The sequence below is a fragment of the Lysinibacillus sp. NPDC093712 genome (assembly GCF_050280025.1).
GTDB lineage: Bacteria > Bacillota > Bacilli > Bacillales_A > Planococcaceae > Lysinibacillus.
This window is the reverse complement of sequence record NZ_JBNNUU010000003.1, coordinates 501203-518822: the sequence shown is the minus strand read 5'-3', so window position 1 is coordinate 518822 and position 17620 is coordinate 501203. Positions and strand designations below refer to the sequence as shown.

19 protein-coding genes are annotated in these 17620 nt (G+C 37.2%); 16 read left to right on the top strand and 3 right to left on the bottom strand.

What is annotated here, in order from left to right:
• Nucleotides 1-5 precede the first annotated feature (5 nt).
• The 10 genes from ACQKNX_RS15105 to ACQKNX_RS15060 all read left to right on the top strand — a co-directional run bounded on the left by ACQKNX_RS15105 (nucleotide 6) and on the right by ACQKNX_RS15060 (nucleotide 8333).
• Nucleotides 6-776: an ABC transporter ATP-binding protein gene (locus ACQKNX_RS15105; protein ID WP_427429581.1), complete on the top strand. Its 771-nt coding sequence runs from the start codon at nucleotides 6-8 to the stop codon at nucleotides 774-776.
• 12 nt (nucleotides 777-788) lie between these two features.
• Complete coding sequence (srtB, locus tag ACQKNX_RS15100) at nucleotides 789-1565, top strand: class B sortase (RefSeq protein ID WP_427429580.1); 777 nt, start codon at nucleotides 789-791, stop codon at nucleotides 1563-1565.
• A gap of 436 nt (nucleotides 1566-2001) precedes the next feature.
• Nucleotides 2002-2529, top strand: coding sequence for a YceI family protein (locus tag ACQKNX_RS15095; protein WP_427429579.1), 528 nt, complete (start codon nucleotides 2002-2004; stop codon nucleotides 2527-2529).
• Nucleotides 2530-2811: 282 nt separating this feature from the next.
• Nucleotides 2812-3738 carry an NAD-dependent epimerase/dehydratase family protein gene (locus ACQKNX_RS15090; RefSeq protein WP_427429578.1) on the top strand — a complete coding sequence of 309 codons (927 nt, stop codon included), beginning with the start codon at nucleotides 2812-2814 and terminating at the stop codon, nucleotides 3736-3738.
• A gap of 235 nt (nucleotides 3739-3973) precedes the next feature.
• Nucleotides 3974-4402, top strand: a complete 429-nt coding sequence (locus tag ACQKNX_RS15085; protein WP_427429577.1) for a MarR family winged helix-turn-helix transcriptional regulator — start codon at nucleotides 3974-3976, stop codon at nucleotides 4400-4402.
• A 77-nt stretch (nucleotides 4403-4479) separates the two neighbouring features.
• On the top strand, nucleotides 4480-4776 hold the full coding sequence (locus ACQKNX_RS15080) for a putative quinol monooxygenase (RefSeq protein ID WP_340826206.1): 297 nt from the start codon (nucleotides 4480-4482) through the stop codon (nucleotides 4774-4776).
• Between the two features lie 226 nt (nucleotides 4777-5002).
• Complete coding sequence (locus tag ACQKNX_RS15075) at nucleotides 5003-5578, top strand: RloB family protein (protein ID WP_401009717.1); 576 nt, start codon at nucleotides 5003-5005, stop codon at nucleotides 5576-5578.
• A 245-nt stretch (nucleotides 5579-5823) separates the two neighbouring features.
• Nucleotides 5824-6594, top strand: coding sequence for an ABC transporter ATP-binding protein (locus tag ACQKNX_RS15070; RefSeq protein ID WP_427429576.1), 771 nt, complete (start codon nucleotides 5824-5826; stop codon nucleotides 6592-6594).
• Between the two features lie 15 nt (nucleotides 6595-6609).
• On the top strand, nucleotides 6610-7563 hold the full coding sequence (locus ACQKNX_RS15065; RefSeq protein WP_427429575.1) for an ABC transporter substrate-binding protein: 954 nt from the start codon (nucleotides 6610-6612) through the stop codon (nucleotides 7561-7563).
• A gap of 14 nt (nucleotides 7564-7577) precedes the next feature.
• Nucleotides 7578-8333 (top strand): ABC transporter permease, encoded by a 756-nt coding sequence (locus ACQKNX_RS15060; RefSeq protein ID WP_427429574.1) that lies wholly within the window; start codon nucleotides 7578-7580, stop codon nucleotides 8331-8333.
• 29 nt (nucleotides 8334-8362) lie between these two features.
• On the opposite strand, the gene ACQKNX_RS15055 is transcribed toward ACQKNX_RS15060, so the two are convergent.
• Complete coding sequence (locus tag ACQKNX_RS15055; RefSeq protein ID WP_427429573.1) at nucleotides 8363-8803, bottom strand: winged helix-turn-helix transcriptional regulator; 441 nt, start codon at nucleotides 8801-8803, stop codon at nucleotides 8363-8365.
• Between the two features lie 125 nt (nucleotides 8804-8928).
• Between ACQKNX_RS15055 and ACQKNX_RS15050 the strand changes: the two genes are divergently transcribed.
• The 4 genes from ACQKNX_RS15050 (at nucleotide 8929) to ACQKNX_RS15035 (ending at nucleotide 14108) form a co-directional block, all read left to right on the top strand.
• Nucleotides 8929-9447 carry a DUF4242 domain-containing protein gene (locus tag ACQKNX_RS15050; RefSeq protein ID WP_427429572.1) on the top strand — a complete coding sequence of 173 codons (519 nt, stop codon included), beginning with the start codon at nucleotides 8929-8931 and terminating at the stop codon, nucleotides 9445-9447.
• Nucleotides 9448-9465: 18 nt separating this feature from the next.
• Nucleotides 9466-10521 (top strand): acyl-CoA dehydrogenase family protein, encoded by a 1056-nt coding sequence (locus ACQKNX_RS15045; RefSeq protein WP_427429571.1) that lies wholly within the window; start codon nucleotides 9466-9468, stop codon nucleotides 10519-10521.
• Between the two features lie 133 nt (nucleotides 10522-10654).
• The gene (locus tag ACQKNX_RS15040; protein ID WP_427429570.1) at nucleotides 10655-12721 is read left to right on the top strand and encodes a catalase; all 2067 of its coding nucleotides are present in this window, start codon (nucleotides 10655-10657) and stop codon (nucleotides 12719-12721) included.
• A 190-nt stretch (nucleotides 12722-12911) separates the two neighbouring features.
• Nucleotides 12912-14108 (top strand): polysaccharide deacetylase family protein, encoded by a 1197-nt coding sequence (locus tag ACQKNX_RS15035; RefSeq protein WP_427429569.1) that lies wholly within the window; start codon nucleotides 12912-12914, stop codon nucleotides 14106-14108.
• A 9-nt stretch (nucleotides 14109-14117) separates the two neighbouring features.
• Here the strand turns inward: ACQKNX_RS15035 and ACQKNX_RS15030 are convergent, their stop codons facing one another.
• Entirely contained in the window at nucleotides 14118-14753 is a 636-nt protein-coding gene (locus ACQKNX_RS15030; RefSeq protein WP_427429568.1) for a hypothetical protein, read from the bottom strand.
• 203 nt (nucleotides 14754-14956) lie between these two features.
• Here ACQKNX_RS15030 and lpdA point away from each other — a divergent pair, with 203 nt between their 5' ends.
• Complete coding sequence (lpdA, locus tag ACQKNX_RS15025) at nucleotides 14957-16291, top strand: dihydrolipoyl dehydrogenase (RefSeq protein WP_427429567.1); 1335 nt, start codon at nucleotides 14957-14959, stop codon at nucleotides 16289-16291.
• Nucleotides 16292-16665: 374 nt separating this feature from the next.
• The gene (gene ssuE / locus ACQKNX_RS15020; protein WP_427429566.1) at nucleotides 16666-17199 is read left to right on the top strand and encodes an NADPH-dependent FMN reductase; all 534 of its coding nucleotides are present in this window, start codon (nucleotides 16666-16668) and stop codon (nucleotides 17197-17199) included.
• A gap of 46 nt (nucleotides 17200-17245) precedes the next feature.
• Here ssuE and ACQKNX_RS15015 read toward each other — a convergent pair whose 3' ends face one another.
• On the bottom strand, nucleotides 17246-17410 hold the full coding sequence (locus tag ACQKNX_RS15015; RefSeq protein ID WP_427429565.1) for a hypothetical protein: 165 nt from the start codon (nucleotides 17408-17410) through the stop codon (nucleotides 17246-17248).
• Nucleotides 17411-17620: the final 210 nt, after the last annotated feature.

Genomic DNA, 17620 nt, shown 5'->3' with positions numbered 1-17620 from the left:
AGAAAATGGAAATGCACGACATTATCGTCTCCCATGATAATACACGTAATCATTTAGATGGTGTCTCTACGAGAATACGAAAGGGCAAAATCACAACGATAATTGGTCCGAATGGCTGTGGGAAATCAACATTGCTGAGTGTGATGTCTCGAAATAATATGCCGAAATCCGGTAATGTTTCTTTGGAAAACAAAGACTTAGTTCATTATAAGCAAAAAGAGTTTGCTAAAAAGCTAGCAATTGTTTATCAACAAAATGAAGTTCCAAAAGATTTAACGATTGAAAAGTTAGTAAGTTTTGGGCGTCTTCCGCATAATACAATGTTAAAACGTAATCATGAGGAAGATGAAAAAGCGATCAATTGGGCATTAGCATGTACAAACTTATTAGAAAAGCGAAAAAATGATTTAGAAGCGCTATCAGGCGGGGAACGACAACGAGTCTGGATAGCGATGGCATTAGCACAGCAATCTGAAATTTTATGCTTAGACGAGCCGACTACGTATTTAGATATTTATTATCAAATGGAGTTATTGGAGCTTGTAAAATCCTTGAATGAAGAACATGGCTTAACAATTGTTATGGTACTCCATGATATTAACCAAGCCATTCGTTACAGTGATCATATTATTTTGATGAAAGCAGGACAAATAATAGCTGAGGGCGCGCCGCGTGACGTCATCACAAAGGAAGTTATTAAAGAAGTATATGGTGTTGAAGCAATCTTCAATGAAGATGAACAGCTCGGTCTTTATATGGTGCCTCTTGGTATTTAAGTTGGTGAAGAGATGAAAAAATGGAAAACTAATCTATTAACAGTTTTATATTTGGCTATATTTTTATATGCTGGCTTTGCGCTTGTAAAGTACGTCTACACGTATTATGAGTCATCAAAATCATTAAAAGAAGTACAAACGATATATGCTGAAACATTGGCAACGATTCCAAAAGAAGTAGTTGATGATGGAATGTCGAATGCTGAAATAAAATCAAAATATACGATAAGGCCTCAATTTGATGATTTACTAGCTGTAAATGATCGCATTGTTGGCTGGATTTCTGTAGATAATACAAAGCTCAACAATCCAATTTTACATGCGGATAATAATGAATTTTATTTGAACCATAATTATAAAGATCGGGAAAGTCGTGCAGGCAGTGTTTTTATGGATTATCGTAATGATGCGCTCGATATAAGTCGGAATACCATTTTGTACGGTCATGCCATGAAAGATGGGACGATGTTTGGTAGTTTGAAAAATTACTTGAAGCAGGATTATGCCAATGCACATCGTACAATTTATTTGGATACATTATATGAAGGGTACGATGTTGAAGTATTTGCAGCTTATGAAACAACTATTGATTTTTATTATATTGAAACAGAATTTAAAACGGATGAGGAATTTATTCAGTTTATAGGAGAAGTTCAAAAGCGTTCTACAATTGATATGAATGTAGATGTAGGACCAGATGATAAAATTATTACACTTTCTACGTGCAAAGATTCCGTAATAAGTGATGACCATCGATTTGTTGTACAAGGGAAATTAGTAAAGCGATAACAGATAGAAGCTTGTGAATCGCCGATAAGAATCCGCCTATCGCCGATAAGAATCCGCCTATCGCCGATAAGAATCCGCCTATCGCCGATAAGAATCCGCCTATCGCCGATAAGAGTCGATATATCGCCGGAAAACCTTTGGAAAACGTCCGCTGTAGCTTTGCCCGTGATGATAAATAATTATAGAAATTAGTAGGAGTTAAGTCGAGAAATAATTTAAAATAAATTACTTGACGTAAATTAATTATTAATATATAGTAAGTTACATAAAGTAATTGATTACTTTTAGTAACGGAAAATTATAAAAGAAGTTCTCGAAGTAACTACATATGTTTAGTCCATTTATTTTTGGGTAACATAATTAGTGTAGTTACTTCATATTTTAACATATATCTCGAATTCGAGATATAAAACAATTCAAATTGGAGGAATTTAAAATGGCAAAATGGAATATCGATTTAGGACACTCAGCAATTAACTTTCAAGTAAAACACATGATGGTATCAAAAGTAAAAGGTGTATTTGATTCTTATTCAGCTGATATTGAAGCAGCAGATCTTGCAGATTTAACAACAGCAAACATTAGCATTACAATTGATGCAGCAAGCATTAACACACGTAGCGAAGATCGCGATAATCACTTAAAAGCAGGTGATTTCTTTGATACAGAAAATTACCCAAATATTACTTTTAAATCAACTAGCATTACCAAAAAATCAGGCGATGAATATGCTTTAACTGGTGATTTAACAATTAAAGATGTTACGAAATCAGTTATATTTAATACTGAATTTAACGGTAAAGGTACTAACCCTTGGGGTCAGGAAGTATATGGTTTCGAGGCAGAAACGACAATTAACCGTGAAGACTTCGGTTTAACTTGGAATGCAGCTTTAGAAACTGGTGGAGTACTTGTAGGTAAAGATATTAAAATTTCAGTTGAACTAGAAGTAAACCCTGCTTAATATTGTTATCCAGTGTTATAAAAAAATAAATAATATTTTTGTTAAAATCCGCTCGGCTTTCGTGGCAACGTTTGAGTTGGGTCGCTAGTTATCGCTTGCGATTCACTCGTCCGCTTGCTTGAAAGTTTGTGTGGATTTTTTTATCATTTAATTAAAAATAGAAAGTTTACTTCACTTTTACCTTTCGTTAATAGTCTGTTAAAATAATCCAATAGTAAGTTCCTTGCATATTTTTAGCAATTAATGCATATAAAACATCATATTGTTTTTGGGGGCGATGGGATGAATGTATTAGTGACAGGTGGCTATGGGTTTATTGGCAGTGCAGTGGCGAGGCGATTTTTCGAGGAAGGCGCCAATATTTATATAATTGATAATTTAAGTACAGGACATCTACGAAACATTGATTTTGAGCATAAATCTTACTTATTAAATGTTGAAGATGAGGTTTGTGAGCATTTCTTTAAAGAAGTTGCTTTTGATGTAGTAATTCATTGTGCGGCGCAAACGAGTGTTCAGCTTTCGATACAGGAGCCAATGAAGGATATATTGACAAATATTGTTGGGCTAAGTCAAATGCTCTTTTATTCATCAAAATACAAGGTGAAACATTTTGTTTTCGCCTCCTCAGCAGCGGTGTATGGTAATAGCCACTATCCACCGCTTGAGGAAACGGATGTTAGTGAGCCTGTTTCAATGTATGGGCTAAATAAAAGCATTGGTGAAACATATTGTGAAAAGTGGCAACGTGATTATCATTTGCCGACGCTAATTTACCGTTTTGCGAATGTTTTCGGTCCGAGACAACGTATGCAAGGGGAGGCCGCTGTCATCCCTAGTATGTTGAAAAGTAGTCTTGAAGGTAGACCTTTTACTATTTATGGGGACGGTGAACAGACGCGTGATTTCATCTACGTAGATGATATTGCAGATGCCATTTATGCTGGAGTAGAAGCTAGACTTCAAGGTATATACAATGTTTCAACAAATGAAGCATGGTCACTGCACCAAGTTATATTATTATTACAACATTTAAATCATCCACTAGAGATTCAATATGCCCCTGCAAGAGAAGGGGATATTGAGCATTCATTTTTAAATAATGAAAAGCTTGCCAATGCGATTGGATGGAAGCCAAAGAATTCATTTGCAGAGGGCATCGAGCGAACTATTCAAGCACTAAAAAAAGAGAAGATTGTAGAAATTTAATGATGGTAAACACAGAAGAGCTGTTCTGAAGATGAAGTCTACTAATCGGTTTATTGGGTCTGCGTTCGATTTTTTCGAGCACAGACCTTTTTTGATTTCCTGATTTAGATTTTATCATTTGGTTGCTTGATCGATAATTTTGTATTATATTAATTGACGGGTCAATGATTGAGCACTCAATGATTAGTTGACACTTCTATAAAGTTGACCACACAAATTATTAGGAGGGTTATTGATGCGATGTTCACTTTCAAATCATGAACAAATTTTACAGCTTCTTAAAGGGCTTAATAATCAAATTAGCCCTAAATTTGAACGATGTACAGGCATTAGCACATCACGCTATGAATTGCTACACCAGCTTTATGAAACAGAAGAAATTAATCAATCTACCCTTCAAAAAGCAGTTAATATAGACAGTGGTGCCATTACTCGTCATTTAAAACAACTTGAGGCAAGCGGTATGGTGACAAGACGACGAAACCCCACCGATAATCGTGTAATATTTGTTCGACTGACTGATGAAGGTCGTAAACAAATTGTCGGTTACAAAAAAGAAAAGGTTCGTTTCGTTAACCAAATGCTTCATGATTTTAATCAAGAAGAATTAGAATCCTTATCTGTCATGCTAAATCGCATGCAAAACAACATTATCGATTATTGAATTTTTTGACCAATATACTGATTTGAAAATGAAGCATTTAGTTCAATAAATGAATTTAATTAAAAGGATGGGTAACTATGATTATTATTCACGCACACTTACAAGTAAAACCGGAGCAAGAGCAAGCATTCTTGGAAGAAGCAAAGATTCTTCTTTCAGCAACAAGAGCTGAAGAGGGGAACATTAGCTACGATTTGATGAAGTCTACTGAACATGATTGCCATTATACAATGGTTGAAATTTGGAAAGACGTAGAAGCAACTGCAATCCATAATACGAGTGAGCATTTTACTGCTTTTACTCAAAAAGCACTAACTTTTATGGCTGCACCAATGGATCTTAAAGTATTTAGTGGAGAACCTCTAAAAGCATAATTTGTAAAAAAGCAAACACCACAAGGATTTATTCTTGGGGTGTTTATTTATGTTCATTTTCATCAATTGGATTTTATAGGCACGTACAAATGTTGCATTTAGCATGAGTCATAGTAGCTGCATACAATAAAAGAAAGGCGATTTTTTCTAGTGTACTCATTGCAATACCAGTTATAAATGAATACTTATCCAATCAATATTTACGTGAAGTGGAGGTATTTGACCAGTGAGCGTACATCAACATGGCAATCGGACAATACGTAAAACAATATTAATTTATTGTGAGGGAGAAACGGAGCGCATTTACTTTGAGCAATTGCGTATTTTAAAACGCTCGAAAACAGTGAGCGTCAAAATAAAAAACGTTAAGCGCTCTGCAATCAAGCTAGCACAACACGCCTTCCGTGATTCCAGCTACCAATATTTTGATGAAGTATGGATTGTTTTTGATAAGGATGATTTAACAGATAAACAGCTAGATGAAGTAAATGTGTTCTGTGAGGAAAAAAATATTCACATCGCCTACTCGAATGAGGCATTTGAATTATGGCTATTACTACATTTTGAAGAAGTAGATGTATCTGAAAAATATCCACGTGCTGTTTTAAACAACAAGATGGAGGAGCATTTAGGGGTAACACGATATTTCCGTCATAAGGCAGATGAGTCTATTATTGCTCCGATTGCACTACTACATGAGGTAGCCATTAAAAATTGCGCGGAAATGATGTCCTTACGAACGACAGAAAATCGTGATAATCCTTATTGCAATATACATGACATGATTCAATACATATTTTAAATCTGGCGGATGTCTTGTTGAGCTAACGTAATGAGAAAGGTGAAGCATTATTTAAGTACAGGCGATGAATAGTTTGCAGGTTTTTTATTTAAAAATAGAAAACCTGTTTTTTTGTGCGAATTGTCGGAATACAAATATATTTCTTGAAATTAGGTTGAAATTTTAAACTGAGTATAATAAAATAACTTAAAACATATTAAACCTAGTAAAATTATAAGATTAAAGTGTGAGGTGACAATTGCATTATGACAGCACCGCTAATTTCTATTCAACAGGTAAGTAAAGCATTTTCTGAGCAGACAGTGCTTCATGAAATTTCATTGGATATTCAAAAGGGAGAGATTATTGCCATATTAGGAAAGAGTGGTTGTGGCAAAAGTACATTGTTAAATTTAGTTGGTGGTTTTGAGCAGCCATCTAGTGGACAGGTATTATTAGAAAACCAAGTTGTTAATAGCGCAAGTAAACGTTGTATTATGCTCATGCAAAATTATGGATTACTTCCTTGGCGTTCTGTGCAAAAAAATGTAGAGCTCGCATTAGAGGGAGAGACTTTAACGAAGAGTGAACGACAGCAACGTGCGCATTATTATTTAAAGCTTGTTGGCTTAGAAAATCGATTAAGCGCATTACCTAGTGAATTATCGGGCGGTATGCAACAGCGTGTTGCCATTGCACGCGCATTAGCGATTCGTCCAGAGGTAATTTTAATGGACGAACCATTTGCAGCACTTGATACCTTTACACGTTATTACTTACAGGACGAGCTACTTGCTATTCAAAAAAAGGAGCATACAACTATTTTATTGGTGACCCATGATATAGACGAGGCTATTTATTTAGCTGATCGCATTTTTATTATGAGTCCAAATCCCGGACGCGTCCATCGTGAATTACATATTCGTAGTACGAAACCACGCGATCGTTCAGATTCGGAATTCCAGCATTTTCGTGAGATTATTTTCAATGAATTTCAGTTTACGCATCCGCAAGATACGATTGAATACAACATTTAAAATGGGGGTAAAACGATGAACAAGAAGGTAGGCATATTTTTACTAGCGTTGATACTATTGCTGACACTTGCGGCATGTGGAACGGATGAAAAAGAGTCAGTATCACAAACTGAAGGCAATAAAAAGGTAGTGAAAATTGGGTATTTACCAATTACGCATGCTGCACCACTTTACATGCAAACAGATAAAGAATACGAAGGTTATGCCATTGAGCTTGTGAAATTTGGTTCATGGCCCGAACTAATGGATGCTTTAAATACTGGGAAAATTGATGGTGCATCAGTGCTTATTCAATTAGCGATGAAGGCAAAAGAACAAGGAATTGACTTAAAGGCAGTAGCTTTAGGACATCGAGATGGCAATGTTTTAGTTGCAGCCCCTACGATAGAAAATGTGGAGGATTTGAAAGGGCAAAGCTTTGCGATTCCAAATAAATATTCTACACACAATATTTTGCTATATCGCATGTTACAAAACGCGGGCTTAAATTATGAAGACGTAAATGTTGTAGAGCTACCACCAGCAGAAATGCCAGCTGCGCTTGCCGAAGGTCGCATTGCAGGATATGTAGTAGCAGAACCATTTGGTGCTATTTCTGTGGCACTTAAAAAGGGTAAAGTGTTATTCCAATCAGAGGAAATTTGGCCGGATTCAATTGACTGTGGACTAGTCCTTCGTCATGATTTTATCGAAAAAAATAAAAATATTGCAAAACAATTCGTCAAAGATTATGCCGCTGCTGGTGAGCTCATGAATGCAGAGGGAGATCATGCACATGATGTTGTTGCTAAATATATTAAAGTTGATAAGGATGTTTTAGATTTATCGTTAAATTGGATTTCGTATCATAACTTGAAAATTGAAGCGGGTGCGTATGCCATTTTAAGAGATTCATTAATAGAGATGGGCTTGTCAGAGAACCCACCATCATATGAGGAATTTGTTGATACGACATTATTGGAAGAATAGTAGGGTGCATATGTATGAAAAAAATAGGACCAATTTTACTTGGATTCGTGTTATTAATAGGATTTTGGCAAGTAGTAACGATTATTGGTGATCATGATGCAGCATTATTTCCTCCACCATTAGCTGTTTTTATAGCATTATTGGGTATCATCAAAGATGGCTCTATATTCGAGCATATACAAATTAGTTTGTTTCGCTTTTTTAGCGGTTATTTGTTAGCAGTTGTTGTCGCTGTAATTGTCGGATTAGTTGTGGGCAGATTGGTGAAAGTATGGGCTGTGCTAGATCCGATTGTACAAATTCTACGTCCTGTATCACCGATTGCCTGGTCACCTTTTATCGTACTATGGTTTGGCATTGGCAATATGCCAGCCATCGTCATTATATTTATTGCAGCCTTTTTCCCAGTGTTATTATCCACAGTGACTGCAGTGAAAAAAGTTGATGCTACTTATTTACGAATTGCAGCCAACTTTGAAATGTCGCAGTTTAACCTATTGCGTAAAATTGTTTTTCCAGCTGCTTTTCCTATGATTGCAAACGGGTTGCATATGGCATTAGGAAGTGCCTGGATATTCTTAGTTGCTGGAGAAATGGTGGGGGCGCAATCAGGATTAGGCTTTTTAATAGTCGATGCTAGAAATTCACTTAGTTTAGATTTAGTTATGGCGGCCATTATTGTTATTGGCGTACTCGGTTTGTTGCTGGACAAGGTCATTCGTTATTTTGAAGGCTGGGTGGCGAAAATTTGGGGCGGACAAGGAGCTTAGAGTGGGCAAAAAAGAGCTAGCCCAATAAATTATTGGTTAGCTCCGTTTTGAATGGCACGTATTTGAATCGTTTCGCTACGCTCACCGGTGTTTTTTGAATAGTAACCAATTTCTACTCGGTCACCTGATTGCGCATCAACAATTTCTTTATAGCAAGGGTCCAAATATTCGCTGCCCCATAAAATCATTGCATTAAATACAGATTCTAATGCCTTTCCTGATTGAGTTAATGAATAGGCATAACGCGGTGGATGTACAGAATAAAGTGTGGAAGCAACTAAACCTGCTTCTTCTAAAGATTTTAATCGTGCAGACAATAAATTTGCTGAAAGACCTGGCAAATTTAATTTAATGTCATTAAAGTTCGATTGACCGATTAATAGTTCATGTAAGATGAGCAATGTCCAACGATCACCGATAATGTTCAATGTTTGTGCAATATTGCATGGTAAGTCATATCGTGTTTTCATAGTGTTCCCTCCATGCAGTAGTGTAGCACAAATCATAATTTTTAGTAAATTCAGTTGTTTTTATTAAGTAAGTATAATAAAATAACTCACATAAAGATAAAACAAACTATTCGGAGGTATTTACTATGAGTTTATTTTTAGTAGAATCAACAGTTAGTGAAGTAACGAACAAAGAGCAATTTGCAGCATTAGTGGAGCGTGTAGGACAAGAGCAGGATGTAAATGTTATCGAAGTACAAGTAGCAAAGGATTTTAGTCGTGCGTACTTTATCGTGGAGGCAAATGAAGAATCTCAAGCAACAACTGCACTAGCAGCTCAAAACATTCAAACAGATTTAGTAAAAGAAGTACGCCTAGTTGGGAAAGAGCTGGATGAAGTTAAAACAAAGCAAGAAGTTGTGAACTATTTAGTAGAGTGGGAAATTCCAGCTGAAATTACAATGGATCAATATTTAGCACGTAAAAAGAAAAACTCAGTTCACTATGAAGAAGTACCAGAAGTACATTTTTCTCGCACCTATGTATGTGAAGATATGACAAAGTGCCTGTGCTTCTATGACGCACCAGACGAAGCAGCTGTAAAACGTGCTCGTGAGGCAGTGCAAACACCAATTACGTCTTTAACTGAATTAGCGGATAAGTAAAGGATAGGAGTGAAAACCATGGCAGTAGATGCAGTAGCTTTACAAACGTTAATAGAAGAAAAATTGAAACCGTTCGTAAAAAAAATTGATGAGGAAGCTTATTATGCGGAGGAATTTTTAGTGGAGCTCGGTAAGGCTGGGTTTTTTGCTTCAACACAAAAAGATGAACAAACAACGCTATTAGATGAGCTAACGATTGTACAAGAGACAGCGAAAGTTTGTATGACAACTGCATTTTGCCTATGGTGCCACCTTGCCGCTTTAACTTACTTACGTAAAACGAATAATAAGCAATTACGCGAAAATATTTTACCATTATTAGAATGTGGAGAAGTACTTGGTGCGACAGGTTTATCAAATCCGATGAAGTTTTATGCTGGACTAGAGAAGCTTCATTTATCAGCTGAGCGTGTGGACAGCGGCTATGTCGTTAATGGAGTGTTACCCGCTGTTTCCAACTTAGCAGCGAATCACTGGTTCGGGGCGATTGCCCATAACGGTGAGCAGGAAGTGATGGTTTTCGTTAATACAGACAATGAGAACATTACACTAAAGGAAAAAATCCACTTTTTGGGTGTCAACGGCAGTGCGACCTATACATGTAAGTTTGACAACGTGTTTGTTGCTGATGACTATATCATTGCACAAGATGCAAGCACTTTTGTAGATACTATTCGCCCGACATTTGTACTGTATCAAATCCCGCTAGGTTTTGGTGTAGTAGACTCAGCGATTGAAGGGATAGAAAAAGTTAAGGCTAAACAAAATGGTTGTAATGAATATTTGCAAGTTCAAGCGGATGAACTAACAGAAAATCTACACTCATTACAAGAAACACTTCAAGCACTAATTCAATCTGGCGAAGTAAATTTACAAGCAATTTGTCAGCTGCGTTTACAAGTCGTTTATAATACGTTGGCTGCAGTGCAGGCCAACATGCTCCATAATGGCTCAGCGGGTTATATTGCAGGAAGTACACCATCACGCAAGCTACGCGAGGCCTACTTCTTTGCGAATTTAACACCGACAGTTAGACAGCTTGAGAAGATGACGGCAACAGCGAAAGCGAAATAGAGAATGAGAAACCTTGACTGGCGTTATTGAGTCAAGGTTCTTTTTTTATGAATGGACTCATCCATTCATGTTTATTTCTGAAAAACATACAGTGTATATAGAGCGTAATTAGGACAGAAGGAAAGGGGATCGCGTGGATAAGTCTAAATCAAATCAGGGCAAGGATTTGACTGAGAATGCGAAGGATCAACAACTAGAGGCATTTCGCGTCAATAATGATGGGAAAAAGATGACGACCAATCAGGGGCTGAAGGTTTCCAATGATGAAGATTCATTGAAAGCTGGCGTTCGTGGACCAACCATTATGGAGGATTTTCATTTTCGGGAAAAAATGACGCATTTTGACCATGAGCGGATTCCTGAACGAGTTGTACATGCTAGAGGTTTTGCCGCGCACGGAGAGTTTGAACTATATGAGTCGATGAAAGAGTATACGAGAGCAAATTTTTTACAGGAGCCAGGGAAAAAGACGCCTGTGTTTGTTAGATTTTCTACCGTAGTAGGGAGCTTAGGATCAATGGATACGGCTCGTGATGTTCGGGGGTTTGCAACAAAATTTTATACTGAAGAGGGCAATTATGATTTAGTCGGCAACAATATCCCAGTGTTTTTTATTCAGGATGCTATTAAGTTTCCAGATTTAATTCATGCTGTAAAGCCTGAGCCTCATAATGATATGCCACAAGCGGCTTCTGCACACGATACGTTTTGGGATTTTGTTGCAAATAATCAGGAAATAGCGCATATGATTATGTGGCATATGTCTGATAGAACGATTCCTAGAAGTTTTCGGATGATGGAAGGCTTCGGTGTTCATACATTCCGTTTTGTAAATGACAAAGGTAGATCCAGATTTGTGAAATTTCATTGGAAGCCAGTGTTAGGTGTGCACTCTCTTGTTTGGGATGAAGCGCAAATTATTGGGGGCAAGGATTCCGATTTTCAACGGCGAGATTTATGGGAATCAATTGAAATTGGAGATTTTCCAGAGTATGAGCTTGGTGTCCAGATGATCGAGCCGGAAGAAGAATTTAGATTTGATTTTGATATTTTAGATGCCACAAAACTATGGCCAGAAGAGTTAGTACCTGTCAAAAGAATCGGAAAAATGACATTGAATCGCAATGTGGATAATGTTTTTGCTGAAACCGAGCAAGTCGCTTTTCACCCTGGAAATGTTGTGCCGGGCATTGATTTTACAAATGATCCCCTGCTACAAGGTCGCTTATTTTCATATATCGATACACAACTTCTTCGTCTAGGCGGACCAAACTTTGCTGAGATTCCTATTAATAGGCCAGTTTGCCCGATTCATAATAACCAACGAAATGGATTCAGTCGACAAACGATTAATACGGGAAAGATTAGCTATCATAAAAATTCGCTTGCAGGCAATACTCCTTCAACATCAACTGCAAAAGAAGGGGGATTTGTGCATTATGAAGAAAAGGTCGAGGGACGTATTACAAGGGCTCGAAGTAAGTCCTTTAATGACCATTTCTCACAAGCTCGACTATTTTGGAATAGTATGTCGCAACCTGAAAAGCAGCATATCATTGACGCTTTTAGTTTCGAGGTAGGAAAGGTTAAAAGTAAATACGTTCGCCAGCAAGTTGTTGATATGTTTGTCCGTGTCGATAAAGAGATGGCTACAACAGTTGCTAATAATATTGGCGTTAATCGACCTACCGGTGAGCAATCAAATGTTACTATATCATCGCCTGCACTAAGTCAGGCAAATACTGTGAAATTGCCACAGACACTTAAAGTGGGTGTATTAATAGGTGATGGATTTGACGCCAATGAGGTTGGAGAAGTATTGAAGTTTTTAACAAGGAACGGAGTTCGATATAGCATCATTTCTGACAGACTCGGTGTTGTGAAGGGCACTAATGGTGTACAGTTAACAGCGAGTGATACATTCATTACGACCGATGCGGTGCTATTTGATTCCTTATATATTGTCGGAGTTCGAGCTGACAATCAAGCAAAGTTTAACACCTATATTGTCAATTATATTAATGAGGCGTACAGACATTTTAAACCTATTGGTATTGCTTCAACAGGAACAACATTTTTTAATATGTCCAATGCAAATGTAGGGCCAGGAATTATTTTAGCAACTGGAAATGCGGGATTTGCCAAAAAATTTGTAGATGCCATTGCCCAGCAACGCTTTTGGCAGCGCAATATTTATTAATGCTTTCATTTGCTAGCGGCGCTATCGTTGGGTTTAGCGGCGCTAGGGAATATCCTTTCGATACTTATAGCTTTATTAATAACATGCTCTATCAATAAAGAGACTGTTCTATACGAACAGTCTCTTTCAGTCTGTCATTATTTCGTATATACTTGTATGTGGACTATAGTTTGGGAAAGGGACCAATATTATGAAATATATAAGGAAAATACTATTATTTGTTGTACTTGTTTGCTTCTTTATAGCAATGTCAGATCAGGCAATGGCAGCAAAGGCAACAAAATTTTATGAATATAGTAATGCCAAAGGTGTTACGGTCATTAACTATCATTCATTTGGTGATTATAAGGAAATAGCTAATATAAATATTACAGAAAAGCTATTTCGGGAACAGTTGAAGATGCTAAAGGACAATGGCTATTCAACAATTACGGAAGAGCAGCTAATCGCATATTTACAAGGGCACGGTCGCATTCCTGAGAAATCTGTATTTTTAACGATAGATGATGGCTACGAAAGTGTATATAAAATGGCATACCCTATATTAAAAGAAATGGGCATGCAGGCGACATTGTTTGTTATCGTAAATGATGTGGAGACAGGTGCTCGAAAAAATGTACCAATGTTGAACTGGCAACAAATAAAGGACATGTCCGATTCTGGTATTATGCATATCGGCAACCATACATATGATTTACATTGGCGAGGGAACAATGATAAGTCAAAACATGAGGCAATGATACTTAATCAGAAGAAAAATGGAGAGCCACTTACAAATGAGGAGAGACTTCAATACATTCAAGAGGATATTACAAAAGCACATCAATTAATTGAAAAATATACAGGAATAGCGCCTAAATCCTTTGCGTATCCATATGGTGTTTATGATCGAATTGCTGAGCAGGCTATTAAAAATGCGGGCTACACAATCGATTACTCTACACAGGGTGGCTATAATTTATTTGGACAAGGAACCGTTCATATTAAACGAATTGATTCTAGCAATCGAGTATCAGCCCATGATTTAAAAAAGATTATAGAGAAATACTATACACATGCGGAGCAACAATATCGACAACGGGATATTCAAGTAGAAGCACAAGTGACATCAAATAAAGTGACAGTAAAAGCTTGGTTGAAAAGTGATATGAATAAAGGACCATTTCAAGCTAAAGAGACGCGGTTTGAGCTATATAAAATGGTGAATGGTGAGCGTCAGCTACAACGTGAGTTTGGCAGTTACCGAGTGGCAGCAAGTACGAATGCAAGAGTGATGTCAACAGAAGAAAATATAGCAAAATACGAAGCAGGAGGCTACTCCGTTAAAACGATTATTATTAAACAAGACGGAAGTAAAGAAGTTTTCTGGATTAATTTCAATAAATAATAAAAACCGCTATGCATCGCGGAAATATTGTGTTGCTCCGCGGGAATACTGTTTGATTTCGCGGAAATATTGTGTTGTTCCGCGGAAATCCGACTTCATTTCGCGGGAATACTGTGTTGTTCCACGGAAATCCCGTTTCATTTCGCGGAAATATAGTGTTGTTCCGCGGAAATCCGACTTCATTTCGCGGAAATATAGTGTTGCTCCACGGAAATCCCGTTTCATTTCGCGAGAATATTGTGTTGTTCCGCGGAAATCCGACTTCATTTCGCGGAAATATAGTGTTGCTCCACGGAAATCCTGTTTCATTTCGCGGAAATATTGTATTGCTCCGCGGGAATACTGTTTCATTTCGCGGAAATATAGTGTTGTTCCGCGGGAATACTGTTTCATTTCGCGAGAATATTGTGTTGTTCCGCGGAAATCCGACTTCATTTCGCGGAAATATTGTATTGTTCCGCGGAAATCCCGCTTCATTTCGCGGGAATACTGTGTTGTTCCGCGGAAATACTGTTTCATTTCGCGGAAATATTGTGTTGCTCCGCGGAAATCCTGTTTCATTTCGCGAGAATATAGTGTTGCTCCGCGGGAATCCTGTTTCATTTCGCGGGAATAAAGTGTTGTTCCGCGAAAATCCGACTTCATTTCGCGGAAATCCCGCTTTGCTCCGCGGAATTACTTTGCTTCAAATAAATCACGCTATACCCAGATATCCACCTGGTACTACTAGAAGTCTCTCATGTGAGAGGCTTTTTTCATTAAGTGAATTTCACCTTCGTATCTTAAGAAGGATATGTCATTGCATTGAAATTTTGTAAATGTTAAGGTGGTAAATGAGGTGAATAGACGTGGAACAATTTGATATCGCTATTATTGGCGCAGGTCCAGGAGGATATGTGTCGGCAATTCATGCAGCTAAAAGTGGTATGAAAGTAGCTTTGGTAGAACGTGATAAAGTAGGGGGAGCTTGCTATAATGTTGGCTGTATTCCATCAAAAATTTTATTAGAGCACAGTAAATTAGTGCAAGAAATACAACGTGGCAATGATTGGGGGATTGAAACGCCAGTCGTTAATGTAAACTTCCCTCGTTTAATGCAGCGTAAAAATACAATCGTTCAAGAGCTTTTAGAAAATATCGAACAGTACATTGCGAGCAATCATATTACATTTTACCGTGGAGAGGCGTCGGTAGCTGCCGATTTAACGGTAACAGTCGGTCAAGAAACTTTTGTAGCGAAAGATATCATTTTAGCAACGGGTAGTAAGCCATTTGTGCCGCCATTTAAAGGACTAGAAAACTCATCATATTATACAACGGATACATTTTTTGATATGGAAGAACTTCCACAACAGCTAACAATTATTGGTGGAGGAGTTATTGCTGTAGAAATGGCATTTAGCTTAGCACCACTTGGAACAAAAGTAACGATGTTAAATCATAGTGAAGATATTTTACAAACGGAAGAACCGGATGCACGACCGATTATTCGGAAGAAAATGAAAAATATCGGTATCGAACTTGTGACAAACTTTCAATTTGAGCAATTTAATGGCAATGAAATTCATACATCTAAAGGAATCTATACATACGAAAACTTATTATTTGCAACGGGACGTCGTCCAAATACGGAAATTGCACAACAGCTAGAGCTTGATTTTGATGGTCGTTTAATAGCGGTAAATAAGCATTATGAAACGAGTCTTCCACATATTTATGCAATAGGTGACTTAGTTGGAGGCTATCAGTTAGCACATGCTGCTAGTGCGGAAGGTATTTATGTTGTGGATTATATTTTGGGGGCTAAACGAGCATTGGTTGACCAAGCACTTATTCCGCGATGTGTCTATACCCATCCTGAAATTGCAACGTTTGGCTTGTTAGAAGATCAAGTTCATCAAGCGTATACGATAAAAATGCCAATTAACACAAATCCAAAGGCGTTGATGGAAGGGAATGTGGAAGGTTTTGTAAAGCTTGTTGTAACGAAGGAGGAAGGGTATATTTTAGGGGCATGTGTTGTTGCTGATGGTGCTACAGAAATACTCAATGCTATTTTAGCTACGAAAAATGCTAGTGGTACTGTAAATGAATTAGCAAATATGATTTTTCCTCACCCGACAGTATCAGAGCATATTGGAGATGCTGCAAAAGCGGTATTCGGTAAAGCAATTCAACAATAAAATAAATGAAGAGAAGGTTGTTCACATATTGTTGTGGCAACCTTTTTGTATTCAAATATAAATTTCATTAAAGCTTATTGACTTTATTTAATATTATGGTAAATTAAATTTATAAGATTACTTGGTATTAGACGATATACGCTGACTAGACATCTAGAGGCTTCTATTTTTCACAACGGCTTAGTTGTTGACTGGAAATATAGAAGCCTCTTTTTTGTCAAAGGGAGAAATTAACGCCAGTACACAATGTGAATTCAATAAACGACCACTTTTGTAATGATGACAAAATAAATATTTCTTAATTTGTCCGGAAGGCTTACTACTTCGAAATGGGGTAGTAAAATTTATTTAATAAAATAAAGGGAGTGAGCAAGATGACAAAAGTAGTGATTATTAATGGCAGTAATACGAGGTATTCGCGTGTAACGGCGATTCAGGAGAAGGTCGAGTGTTTTTTCTCAGCTCAGAGTACAACAATACACACAATTCACGTACATGAACTGCCAGCTGCTGCGTTAATAACTGCAAACTTTGCAAGTGAAGCCATTAAAGCAGAAAATCAAAAGGTGGAGGAAGCAGATATTGTTGTCATTTTAACACCTATATATAAAGCATCTTACTCAGGAATATTAAAAACCTACTTAGATTTATTGCCACAAAAAGCGTTAGTAGGTAAAAAGATTTTACCTATAGCAGTGGGTGGCTCTATTGGGCATTTACTTGCGTTAGAATATGCTCTAAAACCGGTATTGGCTGTATTAGGGGCAACAGATATTGCCCATTCCGTTTATATTATCGACAAGCAAATTATACGTTTAGAGGACGGCAGCTTTGCTATTGAGGAGGAAGTAATTAATCGTTTAGAGGTTGAACTTAAAAAAATACAGCACACTGTAGCTGTGAACTAACATAAAAGCGCATCATAGGAAATAGCCACCTATGATGCGCTTTTTATTAATTTACTTCAGGTTCCTCCAATAAAGTGTCTTTCTCCGACTGCATTGTAGAAAAATATAAAAAAGCCTCATCTTGCAATAACGATAATTTCTCTTCACATATACCGTGCGATAATGCTCCTGAAAAAATGGATTCCCACCAAGTTCCTGTTGTCGTTGTCATTCTCTACGCCCCCGTTTCGATTTAATATGTAATTGTATAATTCCCGAGTTTCTCAAAAAAAAACATGGCATCATTAGTTACTATTTCTGTTTTTTTACATCATCTCCTATTTAAGAAGGAGGATTTTTTTCCTTCAATGTTGTATCGTATAGACAAAGATAGTTTGTTTCAAAAAAGACAAAACTATGTATCGCAATTTTAAAAAAGGGG

Excerpts from the sequence above, each read along its gene's own strand:
- ACQKNX_RS15105 (WP_427429581.1), top strand. The coding sequence starts at position 6 with ATGGAAATGCACGACATTATCGTCTCCCATGATAATACACGTAATCAT.
- srtB (WP_427429580.1), top strand. The coding sequence starts at position 789 with ATGAAAAAATGGAAAACTAATCTATTAACAGTTTTATATTTGGCTATA.
- ACQKNX_RS15095 (WP_427429579.1), top strand. The coding sequence starts at position 2,002 with ATGGCAAAATGGAATATCGATTTAGGACACTCAGCAATTAACTTTCAA.
- ACQKNX_RS15090 (WP_427429578.1), top strand. The coding sequence starts at position 2,812 with ATGAATGTATTAGTGACAGGTGGCTATGGGTTTATTGGCAGTGCAGTG.
- ACQKNX_RS15085 (WP_427429577.1), top strand. The coding sequence starts at position 3,974 with ATGCGATGTTCACTTTCAAATCATGAACAAATTTTACAGCTTCTTAAA.
- ACQKNX_RS15080 (WP_340826206.1), top strand. The coding sequence starts at position 4,480 with ATGATTATTATTCACGCACACTTACAAGTAAAACCGGAGCAAGAGCAA.
- ACQKNX_RS15070 (WP_427429576.1), top strand. The coding sequence starts at position 5,824 with ATGACAGCACCGCTAATTTCTATTCAACAGGTAAGTAAAGCATTTTCT.
- ACQKNX_RS15065 (WP_427429575.1), top strand. The coding sequence starts at position 6,610 with ATGAACAAGAAGGTAGGCATATTTTTACTAGCGTTGATACTATTGCTG.
- ACQKNX_RS15060 (WP_427429574.1), top strand. The coding sequence starts at position 7,578 with ATGAAAAAAATAGGACCAATTTTACTTGGATTCGTGTTATTAATAGGA.
- ACQKNX_RS15055 (WP_427429573.1), bottom strand. The coding sequence starts at position 8,803 with ATGAAAACACGATATGACTTACCATGCAATATTGCACAAACATTGAAC.
- ACQKNX_RS15050 (WP_427429572.1), top strand. The coding sequence starts at position 8,929 with ATGAGTTTATTTTTAGTAGAATCAACAGTTAGTGAAGTAACGAACAAA.
- ACQKNX_RS15045 (WP_427429571.1), top strand. The coding sequence starts at position 9,466 with ATGGCAGTAGATGCAGTAGCTTTACAAACGTTAATAGAAGAAAAATTG.
- ACQKNX_RS15035 (WP_427429569.1), top strand. The coding sequence starts at position 12,912 with ATGAAATATATAAGGAAAATACTATTATTTGTTGTACTTGTTTGCTTC.
- ACQKNX_RS15030 (WP_427429568.1), bottom strand. The coding sequence starts at position 14,753 with ATGAAGTCGGATTTTCGCGGAACAACACTTTATTCCCGCGAAATGAAA.
- ssuE (WP_427429566.1), top strand. The coding sequence starts at position 16,666 with ATGACAAAAGTAGTGATTATTAATGGCAGTAATACGAGGTATTCGCGT.
- ACQKNX_RS15015 (WP_427429565.1), bottom strand. The coding sequence starts at position 17,410 with ATGACAACGACAACAGGAACTTGGTGGGAATCCATTTTTTCAGGAGCA.